Here is a 16,028-nt window from a genome sequence, read left to right on the forward strand (position 1 = left end):
TATAAGGAGTGGGAGGGGCCTTGCCGATAATCAGTATGGGTGTAAGACTTTATTGAAAGGGGTTTGAAATGGCAAAGGCTTTGTTGGGTTCGCCGCTACAAGATATTCGGGGAGGGCTGGGGAACCTTGTTATCACCATGCGCAAGGGGAAGGCGATTATTGGTCAGAAGCCGACTTATCGCAAATCGCTCAGTCCACGCCAAAGGGAGATGGCAACCTATTTCGGACAGGCGAGGGTTATATGGAACAACTTGAGCCAGGAAGAAGGACGCGAGTGGGGCGATGCGGCAGTACGGTTAGGCCTGATAGGGTACACCTACTTCATGAGTTTGACCACAAAGTTTCTGCAGGTCACCCCGGATGGGACGCCGCCGTCCTTGCCGCCGGGGAGCCGCTATATGGGGGATGATATTTTTTATAGCACGGCTGCAGCACCCGGTGGGATAGAGTACACCGCCACTGGCCCGAACATCCCACCGACTTGCACCGAGCTATTGATTGAGAAGCTGGCCTCCAAACACCGCAAACCGGCTCAGCGTTGGCAGTCGGTGGGATTTGTTAGCTTCACCGCCGAAGACCCCGCCATCACCGTTGCGCTAGACCCCGGCTACTACGCCACCGCGACCCGCTTCGTCAACACCGCCACCGGCCAAATGACTGACTGGCAGTGGGGAGAGACGGTGGTAGTTGGGGAGGGGCTGGATGCTTGATTCTTGGAGGGGAGATGGGCTATATTTCGGACACAGGCGATGGGGCGCCGCCTGGCCGTATGGTGAACCGCTTATCGAAAGCTAATGGCTCCTATGCGAAGGCATAGGGGTTTTTTGTTTGAGGGAGATTGAAATGGATAAGATCCTACTGCTCGGGTGCGGGGGCTTCTTGGGCGCTAATGCCCGGTATTGGCTCGACCGATGGATTATGAATAAGCTCGGCGTGAGCTTCCCGTGGGGCACGTTGATTATCAATGTTAGCGGTTCGTTCCTGCTGGGGCTTCTGGTGATACTGCTTTATGATCATGGGGTAGATACCCGCTGGAGGTTATTCGCGGCAATCGGGTTTCTGGGCGCGTACACGACCTTTTCCACCTTTACTTTTGAGACGATGACATTGATAACGGATGGGAGTTTCGCGCGTGCCGGTCTGAACGTAATAGTAAGTGTAACCGTGGGCATGATAGCCGTCTGGCTTGGTGCGCTCGTAGCAAAGCTCATATGAAAGCGTGTAAAAGCAAATGAAAATCACAGGACCAGGGAAGCTATTGACTATCTATATCGGGGAGACCGACCAGTTGCACGGGAAACCCCTATACCAAGCCATTGTTGAGATGGTTAAAATGGAAGGGCTAGCCGGAGCGACCGTTAAACGGGGGCTGGAGGGTTTCGGCGCACACAGCCGAATTCACACCGCACATATCCTGTCGCTTTCGGAGGATCTCCCCGTAACAATCGAGATAGCCGATATAGCAGAACGCATCGAACAGATTATTCCCCGGCTAGATGAAATGGTAACCGAGGGGCTAATCACCGTCCAGGATGTCGAGATTATCAAATACGTCCCCGGCCCCCCAAAAAAAGCATAGGCGTTATTCATTTCATGTCTGAACGGCTTCCTGTTTAGGCTTCAAACCAAAGTCCTACCGCCCTTCGATATGGCCCAGAGGCCTACTCAGGGATGCGGGATAGAGAATGAGTTCCCCATAACGAATGGAAACTCAGTTTGTGTAAGGGCACAGCAAGATAAACCCCTTGCTGTGCCCTTATGATTAGTTAATGATCGTTATATCTAGCTCTCGATACCCTATTCGGTTGCAAGTTCTAGTTTGAGCTTATCGGCGAACTCTTCGATAGGTATCGGGCCAAGATCACCTTCGATGCGCTTGCGCACACTGACGGTGTTGTTGGTAATGTCCTTGTCGCCCAGGATGAGCATGTAGGGGATTTTGTCGTTTTGTGCTTCTCTGATTTTCTTGCCAAGGGTCTCGCGTCGGTCATCCACCGATACACGGTATCCCAGCTTATCAAGCTTCGCAGCAACCTCTTTGGCATAATCCACGTGCCGATCGGCGATGGGAGAGACACGAACCTGCTCAGGAGCCAACCACAATGGGAAAGCGCCCGCAAAATGCTCGATCAGCAGGCCAATCATGCGCTCCAACGAACCGAACGGCGCGCGGTGAATCATAACCGGCCGGTGCGGTTTACCGTCTTCGGCGATATATTCTAATTGGAAACGCTCAGGCAGGTTGTAATCCACTTGAACGGTTCCCATTTGCCATTCGCGCCCTAGTGCATCGCGCACCATGAGGTCGAGCTTCGGCCCGTAGAATGCGGCATCGCCTACGGATATCTCATATTCCATATTGAGTTCCTGGCAAGACTGCTCAATAGCAGCTTGAGCTTGAACCCAATTCTCATCACTGCCAACGTATTTATTATCCAGGGGATCGCGGATACCCACTCGGACGCGGAAGTCCTTTAAGTTAAGCTTATCGAGCACCGCCATCATCAGGTCGACCACACCTTTGAACTCTTCCAATAGCTGGTCGGGACGTACAAACAGGTGCGCATCGTCCTGAGTGAACCCACGTACGCGCAGCAATCCAGCGAGTTCACCGCTCTGTTCATAGCGATAAACGGTGCCGAATTCGGCTAATCTCACAGGCAGATCACGGTAGGATCGAAGCTGCGAAGCATAGATTTCAATATGATGCGGGCAGTTCATGGGCTTGAGAATAAAGGTCTCATCTGACTCTTTATCTTCCATGAACGGGAACATCTTGCCGGTGAAAGTCTGCAAATGGCCCGATTTCATGAAGAGTGATTTGCTGGCGATATGGGGAGTGACAACAGGCAGATACCCGCGCTGTCGCTGTTCTTCGCGCAGATAACGCTCCAGAATATCCCTCAAAACAGCGCCTTTAGGCAGCCAGAGCGGCAGCCCCTGACCGGCAATCGCACTGAACATGAATAGGCCTAATTCGCGTCCCAACTTGCGATGGTCACGCGCTTTGGCTTCTTCCAGCAAATGCAAATAGTTGTCAAGCTCTTCTTGGGTCGGCCAGACGGTGCCGTAGATGCGGGTGAGCATCTTATTCTTTTCACTACCACGCCAATAAGCCCCCGCCACATTCAGCAATTTAAAATGCTTAATATCGCCTGTTGTAGCCACATGAGGCCCTCGGCAAAGGTCAACAAAGCTATCCTGCCGATAAAAACTAATGATCTCATCGCCAGCAATATCTTCCAAGAGCGGAACCTTGTAAGTATCCTGTTTGATATTGTGGATGAGCTTCTCTGCTTCCGGTCGCGGAAGATCCTCGCGCTCAATCGGAAGTTTCTTCTTTGCAATCTCTTGCATACGCTTTTCGATCTTAGGAAGATCATCGGCGCTGATCGCTTCAAGGAATTCGAAATCGTAGTAAAACCCATTCTCGATAGGGGGTCCGATTGCTAGTTGAGTGCCGGGGTAAAGCTCAAGGACCGCCTGAGCCATGAGGTGTGAAGTGCTGTGACGCAGAGCGTCCAATTCTTCATCGTGATGACCAAGTCTCATAGTTAATTCGCCTCCTCCCATACCAAGGGAATGCTGTATATTAAGCTTATTATACCTTATCGGTTGGGAGTGGCTAAAGGCTAAAGGCTAAGAGGATGCGTAATGGGAAAGTGAAAGCTAATCCCCTCCCACGCCTAGACATAAGTCTCTTTCCTACAACATAACGCCAATTACCAGCAAACCCTTCTTGCGAAGGTATCATTAGGGACAGTTATTTTGGAGGAGAGACTGATGGAAGGTAGACGCGGATTATTATTGATTGCGGATGGGATGGGAGATCGGCCGTGTAAGGTGTTGAAAGGAAAGACACCCCTTGAAGCGGCTCGCCGCCCTAATATGGATGCATTAGCGGGCGATGGAGAGTGTGGATTGATGGATGTCATCGCGCCGGGGATACGGTGCGGGAGTGATACAGGTCATCTGGCGATGCTTGGCTACGATCCGCGCAAAGTCTATACAGGGCGTGGACCTTTCGAGGCGCTTGGAATTGGCATGGAAGTCAAAGGCGGCGATATTGCTTTCCGATGTAACTTCTCGACTGCAACTCCTGATATGGTGGTCACCGATCGCCGAGCAGGACGGATTAAAGAAGGCACCAAGCAGCTAACTGAAGCGGTGGACGGGGCTGAGATTGACGGCATTTTGTGCTTATTTAAGGAATCGGTAGCTCACAGAGGCGCTTTGGTATTACGCGGACCTGGTTTAAGCCCAATGGTTTCCGATGCCGATCCGCATGCCGAAGGCGAAAAAGTCCATGAAGCCAAACCGCTTGACAATACCCCCGAAGCCAAAAAAACTGCTGAAGTTATCAATAAGTGGGTCAAACTCACCTATGAGCGGCTAAAAGATGCGCCTCTTAACAAACAGCGTGAGGCCGAGGGACTTCCACCTGCTAACATAATTCTCCCCCGCGGAGCAGGCGCGGCTCCTCATATTGGTAATTTCAATAAGCAGAACAATGTAAATGCTGCCTGCGTGGTCGAGACCGGACTTGTTCGAGGAATTGCGCGATTTGTGGGAATGACTATCCTCGATGCCCCCGGCGCAACCGGCGGACCTGATTCCGATTTAAATTCAATTGCCGATACCATTGTCGAAGCGTTTAAAGACCACAACTTCGTGCTATGCAACGTCAAAGCGCCCGATCAGTGTGGGCATGATAACGATCCTGAGCTTAAATGCCAGGTCATCGAGAAGTTTGACAGCATGGTGGGCTATTTGATGAAGCGGTTGCCCGAAGATACAATCGTTGCAATTACCGCCGACCACAGCACCCCTTGTGAAGTGAAAGATCATTCAGGCGACCCTGTGCCGTTGCTGGTGTGCGGGCCTGGAGTTCGACGGGATGATGTTGCTGAATTTCATGAACTTACTGTCTATAAAGGCGCGCTACAGCGGGTGCGCGGGACGGATTTAGTGAACATAATCACTCAGTTAATGCTGGTGCAGGAGAAATTTGGGGCATGAGACAGGTTGCAGTTTTAGGGGCAGGAAGTTGGGGCACCTCCCTGTCCATCACTTTTGGCAAAAATAATGTCGAGGTTCGATTATGGGATCACGATGCGGTCACCATCGAAAACATCAAAAAAGACCGTGAGAACAAGCGCTATCTTCCTGGCTTTGCGTTTCCTGATTCGGTTCACCCCATGTTCTCACTTGAAGAGGCGATTTATGGGGTCGAGGCCATTGTGGTGGCGGTTCCCTCGCAAGTGATGCGTCTGCTCCTCTGCAAGGTAGCTGAATCAAAGCAGATAAAAGATTGGCTATCGGGCGCAGATAAAGGCCCCATTCCCGTATGGGCGATGGTGGGGAAGGGTTTGGAATCCGATACTGGGATGCGTATGAGCGAGATTGCCCATGAGGTATTGGGCAAAGTGGTCGATAGCGGCTTAGTGGTTGTTAGCGGCCCGAATCTGGCAGTCGAAGTTGCTCGCGGCGTCCCGACCGCAACCGTTGCTGCATCGGACAACAAAGAGGCTGCAACTACTATTCAATCGCTATTGATGTGCCCGACGCTCCGTGTCTATGTAAATTCAGATGTAACCGGGGTCGAACTGGGTGGAGCGCTTAAGAACGTACTAGCGATTGCCGCCGGTATCTCCGATGCGCTCGGCTATGGGGACAACACCAAAGGTGCGATTTTGGCGCGAGGACTAGCCGAAATGACCCGCATCGGCACGGTGGTCGGGGCGAAAAAAGATACCTTCCTTGGCCTGACCGGCGTCGGTGACCTATTTGCCACGGCTGCCAGCAAACTTAGCCGCAACTATCGGGTTGGATTTGGCTTGGGGCAGGGTAAAAATCTGAATGCGATTTTAGAAGAACTCGGGCAAGTTGCCGAGGGCGTTCCCACAGCAAAGGCAGCGTTGGTATTGGCTAAAAAGTACAATATCGAGATGCCACTCATCTCAACCATTAGCGCGATTATTGACGGCGAGTTAACGCCATTCGACGGCGTCGGCGCCCTAATGATGCGAGCGCCGAAAGAAGAGATGTGATAATCATCGTTTTACGCTTCAAACTCAGCGTACTGAGTTAAAGGGGCAAAACGTCACACTTTGGGATTGAACGGATCAGGATGATCACTAAGGCGAAGCATTTTGAATTGGCTATGGCAAGCGGATTTATGGAATGGAAAACACTCAAAATGCTTTGCCTTAATTTTGAATAGTAATAAAGGCAATAGAAATGAACTTTTGTAAATCTTTTCTTTTAATTTTCGCTTTCACCTTTTCCTTAGGATATGTGTTCGCTCAACTCGATGCGCCCACCCCAAAGCCACTTATTGCTCCCCGCAGACCTGCCATCAGCCCTGATGGGCAATCCCTTGCGTTTGTTTATTCCGGCGATATTTGGGTTGTGCCGATTTCAGGCGGTCATGCGATTCGACTGACGGATAATATCGAGCAGGACACATTGCCCGTTTTTTCACCCGATGGACAGTGGATTGCCTTTACTTCTTATCGAACGGGGAATGCGGATATTTTCGTTATTCCCGTATCTGGAGGGACACCTCGACAAATCTCCCGCGCCGCTTTGTCGGAATCGGCTTCCGATTGGTCGCCGGATGGTCGCTGGCTCATATTTTCAGGTCAAAGAGACCTTCCTGAGCCTACTTTGTTTCAAATCGACCCAAAAACTCTCCAATTCACCAAAATCTGCGGTGATTATAAAGCTCTCAATTATGCGGCTTACTCACCTGATGGAAAGATGGTTGTTTATTGTCGAAGCGGTTTCCCTTGGAACCGGCCGCGTTATCGTGGTTCAGCATCAAGTGTGCTTTGGACAATTGATTTGACCACTCACAAACAGCATCAATTGACCAATACCGATCGCCAATATTTGTGGCCAAAGTTCATGCCCAACGGCAAATCAATCGTCTGCGTTGCCACCGGTGAGCCGACACCGAACGGTTCACGAGTGGAGAGCAAGATTGAAAAATGGGTTGATAACGTCCAACGCACGCCGAACCTGTGGGAATTCGACCTGAATGGCAAAGGTAAGCGCCTTACTAATTTTGTGGGCGATTATGTGAAATGGCCTTCAGTGGCGAGGGCGACGGGGGATGTTGTTTTTGAATATGGCGATGGCATCTGGCTTCTTAAAAAAGGCGCAAAGGAACCAATCAAGCTCACGATTTTTGCCGCTACGGATGATAAATCAAACTCGTTGCGCCGAGAAACACTTACTAATGGCGTTACTGAAGCGCATGTTTCACCAGACGGCAAAACGATGGCCTTTTGCGCGCATGGTGAACTGTGGAGTGTCCCGATTGAAAAACCAAAAAGGCGCAATCCGGATGATGCCAGACGCTTGACCAATTACGTCGGCCTCGACCAGGACTTCTGTTGGTCGAAAGACGGGAAGAAGATTTACTTCGTCTCCGACCGAGAAGGTTCTTTGAGCATATTTGAACTTGATGTTGAGACATTGGCGGTCAAACCTTTATTCAAGCGCGAGGGCGACATCTTCGACGTCAGACTCACTCCCGATAACAAACAGTTAGCTTTTTGGGTGGCCGATGAGGGACTTTATCTACTGCCTCTTGAAGGTGGAGCGGCAGTAAAGCTTATTGACATACCCGGAACTGGCAGTTGGGGTGGAGGCGGGGTTTCTTTCTCGTTCTCCCCGGATATGCGATGGGTTTCGTATGTGGCGATGCTCCAGCGGGGGCCGACTGATATCTGGATTAAACCGATTAAGGGCGGCGAGGCGATTAATATTTCGAAGCTGAATGCATTTCATGGTCAGGTTCAGTGGTCGCCGGACGGCAAGTATATCTTCTTCCAAAGCAGCCGAAGCGGTCAAGGCATTTATGTCTTGCCTTTCCAAAGAGAAGAAGCCGATGAAGGCGAGTTCGAAATGAAGTTTGAAGCGCCAAAAGATAAGAATGCAGTCAAGTATGATATTGACTTTGAAGATACGGATGTTCGTATCCGCAAACTTCCCACACCGAACGTAAGCGGCAACTTGACCATAGGACAGGACGGCACACTCTATTATATTTCAGGCAAAGACGTATGGTCAGCTTCTTATGATGGCAAAGATACCAAGCGCCTGACTAACGGTCAGGGAGTAGATAGCTTCCAATTGATGGATGACGGCAAGCAGATGCTGCTCATGAAGGGCGATGATATGGCGATGCTGAACATGAGCGCCAACAACTCGGTGAGCTCCGTAACGTTTTCGGCTAGCTTTGAACGTGATGTACGGCTCGAACGCAAGGCTGCGTTCATACAATTTTGGCGCGGCTATAATCGAACCTTTTACGACAGGAACTTCCATGGCCGCGATTGGGATGCCTTGAGGCGTAAATATGAGCCATTGCTCGATACTGTTGGTACAAAACGTGAATTCGCTGACTTGCTTAATATGATGGTCGGCGAATTGGAGGCCTCTCACAGCGAAGTCTATGCCGGCAATGATGGACCAGTTTCATACTACGGAACACCCTATCTTGGGTTTACTTATGATTACAATTATGCCGGACCGGGCATTCGAATTAAAGATGTGCCCCAGCGCGCGCCGGGTTCCTATCCGAAGAACAAGTTAAATTCAGGCGAGTATGTTATGCAGGTCAACGGCAAAGACGTTCGCCTGGATGAAAATTTGTACTCGGTCATCAATAACATGAGCGGCAAAGACTTAACTTTTTTGGTCAACAGCAAGCCCGATAAAAACGGGGCGCGCACGGTCACTTATAAAGCTCTTGGTGGGAATTGGAATGGGTATCTCTATATAAACAATCTTCAGAAAATGCGGCAGAAGGTCGATAAACGCAGCGGCGGCAAGCTTGCCTATATCTACATCGGTGCGATGATGGAAGGCAATATGTCCACGTTCGAACTAGAGTTTGCCGAATACACTTTAGGCAAGGAAGGCGCGATTATCGATATTCGTGGCAACGGCGGCGGCAATATCGGCGATGCCCTCACCGCTTGGCTTTCGAGGAAACCATATGCTTATTTCGGAGCACGCGGCTCCTATCAGGATTGGCCCTATCGGTCATGGGATAAACCAACAGTACTTCTTATTGACGAGCGCGGGATGTCCGATTCTGAACTGTTTACCTATAATTATCGAGCTACAGGGATTGGCACTATCGTAGGAGTTCCTTGCCCAGGATATGCCATTATGACGGTCGAAAACACGCTTCTCGACGGAACCTTCTCAAGAATGCCTGGCGGCGGTTACTATCGCCGAGACGGTGTCAGCCTTGAAAACGACGGCGATAAGCCCGACATCTACGTCGAACGCTCCGCCGAAGACTGGGAAAACCAACGCGACCCCCAATTGGATACAGCGTTGGATGTGTTGATGAAGAAGATTAAGTAGAGGCGGTAGAGGAAAGAAGCAAGAAGCAAGAGGCAAGATTTCGGATATGATGCAATGACACGAAAAGAGAAATGGCGCGGCGTCAGTGTTACGGGACTTGGGCAAAGCTAATTGCTGCATAACTAGGAAGGTAAGACGAATTCATGAAACTTGAGAAGATCGTTCTTTTAATAATTGCGCTTCTTTGTGGGAGCGCTTTTGCTCAATTGGAGAAACCGGTTCAGCAGGCCATTTTGGGAGTGCGGAGGCCGGCGATTAGCGCGGATGGGGCGAAAGTGGCTTTTGTTTATCACGGGGATATCTGGATAGCTTCAACTAGCGGAGGTCGTGCGGTTCGGCTTACTGACAATATCGAACAAGATACGCTGCCGATCTTTTCTCCTGATGGCAAATGGATTGTTTTCACCTCGATGCGAACTGGCAACTATGATATATTTGTCGTCCCTTCAATTGGCGGAACGCCTCGGCAAATTACTTTTAGCAGCAATTATGAAATGGCTTATGACTGGTCGCCTGATGGGCGATTTATTCTTTTTAATGGTATGCGCGAAGAACCGGGGTGGGCTCTTTTTGAGACGGATGTAAAATCGCTTCAATTCCATAAGCGCGGGACTGATTACAAAGGGATCGGATATCCTTCTTACTCGCCTGATGGAAAGCAAGCTGTTTATTGCCGCAAAGGCTTTCCCTGGTATCGTCCGCGATATCGTGGCTCGGGCGCTACTGAAATGTGGACGATGGATTTAGCAACGGGTAAAAGACATCAGATCACCGGCGCCAACTGCCAATACCTGTGGCCTAAGTTCATGCCGAATGGCGAAACGATTCTCTGCGTTGCCACCGGCCAAGCCACCCCTAGTTCAAGAAGCATGACGGCGGCTCCGGTTAAGTTTACTGATAATCCGGATCGAACACCAAACTTATGGCTATTTAACCAACGTGGAAAGGGCAAGCGGCTCACTAGCTTTGTTGGAGAAGCAGTAAGGTTTCCGTCGGTTGCCCGTAAGACTGGCGATGTTGTATTCGAATACGGAGACGGAATCTGGTTACTTAAAAAGGGCGAAGATAAGCCGAAAAAAATTACTCTCTACGCTTCGTTAGATGATAAGATTAACGAGATTCGCCGTGAAACCTATACGGGCGGCGCTAATGAAGCTGAAATTTCCCCCGATGGCACAACCGTTGCATTCTGCGCGCATGATGATATTTGGACGGTACCCGTCGAAAAGCCAAAGAAAAGCCATAACCCTGATGATGCTACACGCCTTACCGATTACGTCGGCTATGACGGCGATATTTGTTGGTCGAAAGACGGCAAAAAGCTTTACTTTGTCTCCGATCGCGAAGGCCCGCTCAGCCTTTTTGAAATGGATGTGGCTTCCAAGCAAATTAAGCGTTTGGTGAAGCGTGAGGTGGATGTCTTCCAACTGCGCCTATCACCTGACGGTAAGCAGCTTGTTTTTTGGATTATGGATCACGGTCTTTATATGATGCCGGTTGAGGGTGGGGAGCCGACGATGCTTGTTGATTACCCCGGCGTTGGCGGTTGGGCGATAAATAGTTTCGAGTATTCATTTTCACCCGATATGCAGTGGCTAGCCTATAGCATGAGCAAGGATGGCTCGCCAACCGATCTGAGGATCAAACCCGTCAAAGGCGGCGAGGCCATTAATGTCACCAAGCTGAACGCCGCTAACAGTCAAATTGCATGGTCACCGGATGGGAAATATCTTTTCTTCATCAGCGATCGTAACGGATCCGGCGCCTATGTTCTGCCTCTTCAAAAAGAAGATGCTTTGGCTGAGGATGTCGAAATGAAGTTCGAAGCGCCTAAGGATGTGAAGTTCAATATTGATTTCAACAACACCGAGCGCCGAATTCGCAAACTGACGTGGATAAGCTCCGAAGGCGATATAACAATTGGGTCGGACGGCACTTTCTACTTTCTTAACGGGGGCAACGTCTGCTCGGCTACCTATGATTGGAAGACTGTCACCCCATTAATGGGCGGGGGTGGCGTTCAAAGCATGAGCCTGATGCAGGACGGCAAGCGGATTTTCATGCTTCGATGGGGTTCGCCGCAGATACTTACGCTCGGGCCGAATTCCATTTCTCCCGTCACTTTTTCAGCCAATTGGGAAGTCGATAGGCGAACCGAGCGTCATGCGGCTTTTAGCCAATTCTGGCGCACGTTCAACCGTTCTTTCTACGATCCCAACTTCCATGGCCGTGATTGGGCAGAACTACGAAAGCATTATGAACCGCTCATTGATACGGTCGGCACCAATCGTGAGTTTTGCGATCTCTTAAGCATGATGGTAGGCGAACTGGATGCTTCACACACTGAATTCACCCCAACCGGCAACTCGCCATCTTCACCCGCCACACCGATGTTGGGATTCTTCTTCGATTATAGCTATGCTGGCCCGGGCATTCGCATTCGAGAAGTGCCTGATGGAGCGCCGGGTTCTTTCGCCAAAACCAAGCTCAATGCGGGCGAATATGTGATGGCTATCAATGACAAGGATGTTCGCCTCGATGAATATCTTTTCAAAACACTTAATAATTATTGGGGCAAGGACCTCGAGCTTTTGGTCAATAAGACCCCTGAGAAGAAAGGCGCTCGAACGGTTATCTATCGCGCGCTTGGCACAGGCGCTAATGACTTTGATTATAATGAGCGCGAACCTAAGCTGCGTGAAATGGTCGATAAGAAGAGTGCGGGACGTATTGGCTACGCGGCAGTTCCTATGATGATGCCCGAAAATCTGGAAGAGTTCCAGCATGAGTTTTACGAATATTCTTATGGCAAAGATGCTGTCATAATAGACTTTCGCTGGGATGGCGGCGGGATGGTGGGGGATACGTTGACCAACTGGTTAACGACTAAGCCACTCTCGTTCACATCTGTTCGCCGAAGCAAGCCCAGTAACGTTCCGGGTAACTCATTCGACAAACCGATGGTGGTGCTCATCAATGAATGGACGATGTCAAACGCCGAGATAGTGGCTTACAACCTGAAACAGTCAGGCGCCACTCTTGTCGGAATGCCAACTCCAGGTTATGTTATTTGGACAGGCAATTCCCGCTTGGTTGACGGAACAGGAATCCGTATTCCCGGCATCGGAGCCTATCGTCGCGATGGGTCAAATATGGAAGACAACGGCCAAAAGCCCGACATCATGGTTGATATCCCTTCAACCGATTGGGAAGCCAACCGCGACCCTCAACTGGATGTCGCGATCGATGTATTGATGAAGAAAATTAAGAAGTAGAAGATATAAACCCATAAAGATGCCTGCAAGGTAGGCATCTTTATGGGTGGGAAACTGAATTCAATCGGAAGGTTAAAACGGCAAGTTGTATGAAATTGAATAAGTGGTTGTGTGTGTGGGTACTGACTGCGATAGTTGTTGCTTCAACAGTTGGACAGGTTCAGCCAAAGACTATTATTGGCCCACGGATGCCGACTTTGAGTCCGGATGGGAAGACTGTGGCTTTTTTATATCAGGGTGATATTTGGAGAGCGCCTTCCGCCGGTGGTCGCGCGGTTCGGTTGACTAATGACCCTGCCCTTGACTGTAACCCTGTCTTTTCGCCCGATGGCGCTTGGATTGCGTTTTGTTCATGGCGGGGAATTCGTCCTAATATCTTCATCATTCCTTCCGCGGGTGGAGATGTTCGCCAACTCACTTATGGGGGAGCCGTTCCTTCCGATTGGTCACCAGATGGGAAATCGATTCTCTTTACTGCCACACGAGATGTGCCGGATTCGACCATCTTTGAAGTCAATGTAAAGACCTCGCAGTTGCGAAAGATTATTTCTGACTTCAAAGGCATCAACTTTCCCAGTTATTCATTTGATGGGAGCAAGGTGGCCTTTTCACGGCATGGCTTCCAGTGGTATCGGTTCCGATATGCCGGTCCGTCGGCTGCGCAAGTGTGGACTGTTGATCTTAAGACTAACAAGCGCCATGAGGTTACTCGCGGCGGTGTGCAGCACCTCTATACAAGGTATATGCCCGATAACAAATCAGTCCTTTGCGTCACTGCTGGTGAGCGCACCCCAACTCTTAATAACTTAAATGAAAAGCCCAAAAAACTCGTTGATTCAGCAAAAAGAACCCCTAATCTTTGGGCCTTTGATGCTAAAGGCAAAGGGACGCAGTTAACCCACTTTGTAGGAGGCACTGCCAAATCCCCTTGTATTGCCCGAAAGACCGGCGATATTGCCTTTGAGTATGATGGAAGTCTTTGGGTAATGAAAAATGGCATATCCAAACCGGTCAGACTCAATATTATTGCTTCTGCGGAAACAACCCCCGAAATCAAGACTGAAACCATCAAAAACGATGTCTCTGAAGCCCATGTTTCGCCGGATGGTAAGACCGTCGTGTTCCAATCACATTTATACTTATGGAGCTTGCCAACTTCCGGGGCTGGTGAGGCGAGGAAACTGACGGATTATGTTGGTTGGAATGGTGATTTTTGTTGGTCGAAAGATAGCCGAAAAATCTATTTTACCTCCGATCGCGAAGGGGCATTGGCGCTTTACGAAATGGAATTGCAATCCCTGGCGGTCAAAAAGCTGCTTAAGCGCAAGGGTGATATCTTCCGTGTAAGCTTGACCCCTGATAGCAAGCGTTTAGCTTTCTGGGTGGCGGATGAAGGGTTCTTTACACTGCCAATCGAAGGGGGCAAGCCAACGAGATTAATTGACTACCCTACTGCCGGCACCTCTTTTGGCAGAGATAGCGAGACTGCTGTCTTTTCGCCTAATATGCAGTGGCTGGCTTTTATCGGTTATGGTGTCTTCGATGATATAGATATTCGGATTATGCCGGCAAATGGTGGGGCTTCAGTCAATGTGACAAAGCTCAACGTGAAGCACTCCAGCCCTATTTGGTCACCTGACGGGAAGTATCTATTCTTCTTAAGGGATTATGATGAGCGGGGCATGTTCGTATTGCCTTTAACCAAAGAAGACTTCGCGCCAAGTCATGCAGATTTGAAATTCGAGCCTCTTGACTCCAACGCCAAGTTCAAGATTGATTTTAATGAGCCGGATATTCGAATTCGCAAACATTTTGAAAAACCAGTCGTAGGGGCGGCTCTTGGGCCGGATGGAATGTTCTATTATATCGCCGATAAAGAACTTTGGTCAGTACCCTATAACGGCAAGCAGCCAAAGAAACTGACCTCGGTTAAAGGGGTCGATGGCTTTGAATTAATCCCTGCCACCAGGCAAGCGTTGATTTTAAAAGGCAGCGAGATGAGTGTTTTGAACCTTGATGGTGGAACGGTGACGCCGATTCCGTTTACTGCCACTATTCAAAAGAACTCACAGCTCGAGCATAGAGCGTCATTTTATGAGTTTTGGCGCATGCTTAATCGGCGCCTTTACGATAAGAATTTTCATGGTCGTGATTGGGTTGCCCTGCGCGAGAAATACGAGCCTATGCTTGAAGCGGTTGCGACACCGCGCGAGTTTGCTGATCTGCTGATGTCGATGTCCGGTGAACTCGATGCCTCTCATACGGGCGCAAAGCTCAAAGAAGGTTCGGATCCACCTTACGCGTCTCAACTGGGTTTCTTTTATGATTACTCCTATTCCGGCCCGGGCATTCGTATAAAAGGGGTGCCGGAAGGCTCTGTCGGTTCTTTCCCGAAAACAAAGCTTAATCCCGGCGAATACGTGTTAGCAATTAATGGCAAAGAAGTTCAGCTTGATGAATCCTTATATAAGATTCTCGATGAGCTAAAAGGCAAAGATCTTGTCTTAACTGTGAATACCCGCCCAGATATGAACGGGGCGAGAACAGTCAATTACGGTCCTGCTGGCGGAGGTTGGGACTCATACCAAGAGAAAGTTCATCGTACTCGCCGGTTGGTTGATAAGCTGAGCAAAGGCAGAATTGCCTATGTGCATATCCCTTCGATGGATGCCGGAAGGGCATCGCTCTTGGAGCGTCAGTTGTTCGACTATGGGATTGGTAAGGATGCTGCGATCGTTGATGTGCGCTTTAATGGCGGTGGGTACGGGGCTGAAAAAATGGCGGCTCTTTTTTCAACGAAGCCATTTGGCTTCTATCGCGCACGCGGGGCAGTTGTACAGAATCTTCCTAGCCCTATTTGGACTAAACCTGTTGCGGTGATGATTAATGAATTTACTTTCTCTGACGGCGAAGTCTTTGCAAGCGTCATCAGATCCGATCACATCGGCGCCCTTATCGGAATGCCGACAGCGGGTTACCTCATCGGGATGAACGGTTTTGGCTTGCGTGATGGCACATTCGCCGGTGTTGGTGAGGACGGAATGTTTCACCGAGATGGCACCACCGTCGAAGGGGTTGGTGAGCCTCCCGATATCCAAGTTGACATCACTCCCGAAGAATGGGAAGCCGGCCGCGACCCCCAAATCGAAGCAACCGTGAAGCATCTCCTGAAGACATTGGATACGGGGAAGAAGGGCAAGCCTCTAAAGGCGAAAGGCTAAAGGGAGATTCAGGAATTCAAAAACACCCCAACGGGGTGTCATTCAGAGCGAAGCGTGGAATCTGTATGGAAGGTTTTGGAGGAGGTTGCTTCGGCACAATCATCCTCGCAATGACACATTTTAGAATGATCTAAAACCGGCGAGA

At 49.9% G+C, this 16,028-nt stretch carries 9 protein-coding genes and 1 riboswitch; of the genes, 8 read left to right on the forward strand and 1 reads right to left on the reverse strand.

Annotated elements, in window-relative coordinates:
* Positions 1 to 68 precede the first annotated feature (68 nt).
* The 3 genes from WCO51_01865 to WCO51_01875 all read left to right on the forward strand — a co-directional run bounded on the left by WCO51_01865 (position 69) and on the right by WCO51_01875 (position 1,579).
* Positions 69 to 710: a hypothetical protein gene (locus WCO51_01865; GenBank protein MEI6512005.1), complete on the forward strand. Its 642-nt coding sequence runs from the start codon at positions 69 to 71 to the stop codon at positions 708 to 710.
* A 26-nt stretch (positions 711 to 736) separates the two neighbouring features.
* Positions 737 to 811, forward strand: a riboswitch (Fluoride riboswitch).
* A 32-nt stretch (positions 812 to 843) separates the two neighbouring features.
* Complete coding sequence (gene crcB / locus WCO51_01870) at positions 844 to 1,215, forward strand: fluoride efflux transporter CrcB (protein MEI6512006.1); 372 nt, start codon at positions 844 to 846, stop codon at positions 1,213 to 1,215.
* A gap of 16 nt (positions 1,216 to 1,231) precedes the next feature.
* Positions 1,232 to 1,579, forward strand: a complete 348-nt coding sequence (locus WCO51_01875; protein ID MEI6512007.1) for a DUF190 domain-containing protein — start codon at positions 1,232 to 1,234, stop codon at positions 1,577 to 1,579.
* 218 nt (positions 1,580 to 1,797) lie between these two features.
* Here WCO51_01875 and thrS read toward each other — a convergent pair whose 3' ends face one another.
* A complete protein-coding gene (thrS, locus tag WCO51_01880) occupies positions 1,798 to 3,552 on the reverse strand; it encodes a threonine--tRNA ligase (GenBank protein ID MEI6512008.1) in 1,755 nt (584 codons plus the stop codon).
* Between the two features lie 231 nt (positions 3,553 to 3,783).
* Between thrS and WCO51_01885 the strand changes: the two genes are divergently transcribed.
* The 5 genes from WCO51_01885 to WCO51_01905 all read left to right on the forward strand — a co-directional run bounded on the left by WCO51_01885 (position 3,784) and on the right by WCO51_01905 (position 15,883).
* Positions 3,784 to 5,019, forward strand: coding sequence for a 2,3-bisphosphoglycerate-independent phosphoglycerate mutase (locus tag WCO51_01885; GenBank protein ID MEI6512009.1), 1,236 nt, complete (start codon positions 3,784 to 3,786; stop codon positions 5,017 to 5,019).
* On the forward strand, positions 5,016 to 6,050 hold the full coding sequence (locus tag WCO51_01890) for an NAD(P)H-dependent glycerol-3-phosphate dehydrogenase (protein ID MEI6512010.1): 1,035 nt from the start codon (positions 5,016 to 5,018) through the stop codon (positions 6,048 to 6,050). The genes WCO51_01885 and WCO51_01890 overlap by 4 nt, the downstream gene beginning before the upstream one ends.
* A 190-nt stretch (positions 6,051 to 6,240) precedes the next feature.
* Positions 6,241 to 9,387, forward strand: coding sequence for a S41 family peptidase (locus tag WCO51_01895; GenBank protein ID MEI6512011.1), 3,147 nt, complete (start codon positions 6,241 to 6,243; stop codon positions 9,385 to 9,387).
* 143 nt (positions 9,388 to 9,530) lie between these two features.
* Positions 9,531 to 12,662: a S41 family peptidase gene (locus tag WCO51_01900; GenBank protein MEI6512012.1), complete on the forward strand. Its 3,132-nt coding sequence runs from the start codon at positions 9,531 to 9,533 to the stop codon at positions 12,660 to 12,662.
* An 89-nt stretch (positions 12,663 to 12,751) separates the two neighbouring features.
* The gene (locus WCO51_01905) at positions 12,752 to 15,883 is read left to right on the forward strand and encodes a S41 family peptidase (protein ID MEI6512013.1); all 3,132 of its coding nucleotides are present in this window, start codon (positions 12,752 to 12,754) and stop codon (positions 15,881 to 15,883) included.
* Positions 15,884 to 16,028 lie beyond the last annotated feature (145 nt).

This window comes from bacterium (assembly GCA_037131655.1).
Classification (GTDB): Bacteria; Armatimonadota; Fimbriimonadia; order Fimbriimonadales; family JBAXQP01; genus JBAXQP01.

Excerpts from the sequence above, each read along its gene's own strand:
- WCO51_01865 (MEI6512005.1), top strand. The coding sequence starts at position 69 with ATGGCAAAGGCTTTGTTGGGTTCGCCGCTACAAGATATTCGGGGAGGG.
- crcB (MEI6512006.1), top strand. The coding sequence starts at position 844 with ATGGATAAGATCCTACTGCTCGGGTGCGGGGGCTTCTTGGGCGCTAAT.
- WCO51_01875 (MEI6512007.1), top strand. The coding sequence starts at position 1,232 with ATGAAAATCACAGGACCAGGGAAGCTATTGACTATCTATATCGGGGAG.
- thrS (MEI6512008.1), bottom strand. The coding sequence starts at position 3,552 with ATGAGACTTGGTCATCACGATGAAGAATTGGACGCTCTGCGTCACAGC.
- WCO51_01885 (MEI6512009.1), top strand. The coding sequence starts at position 3,784 with ATGGAAGGTAGACGCGGATTATTATTGATTGCGGATGGGATGGGAGAT.
- WCO51_01890 (MEI6512010.1), top strand. The coding sequence starts at position 5,016 with ATGAGACAGGTTGCAGTTTTAGGGGCAGGAAGTTGGGGCACCTCCCTG.
- WCO51_01895 (MEI6512011.1), top strand. The coding sequence starts at position 6,241 with ATGAACTTTTGTAAATCTTTTCTTTTAATTTTCGCTTTCACCTTTTCC.
- WCO51_01900 (MEI6512012.1), top strand. The coding sequence starts at position 9,531 with ATGAAACTTGAGAAGATCGTTCTTTTAATAATTGCGCTTCTTTGTGGG.
- WCO51_01905 (MEI6512013.1), top strand. The coding sequence starts at position 12,752 with ATGAAATTGAATAAGTGGTTGTGTGTGTGGGTACTGACTGCGATAGTT.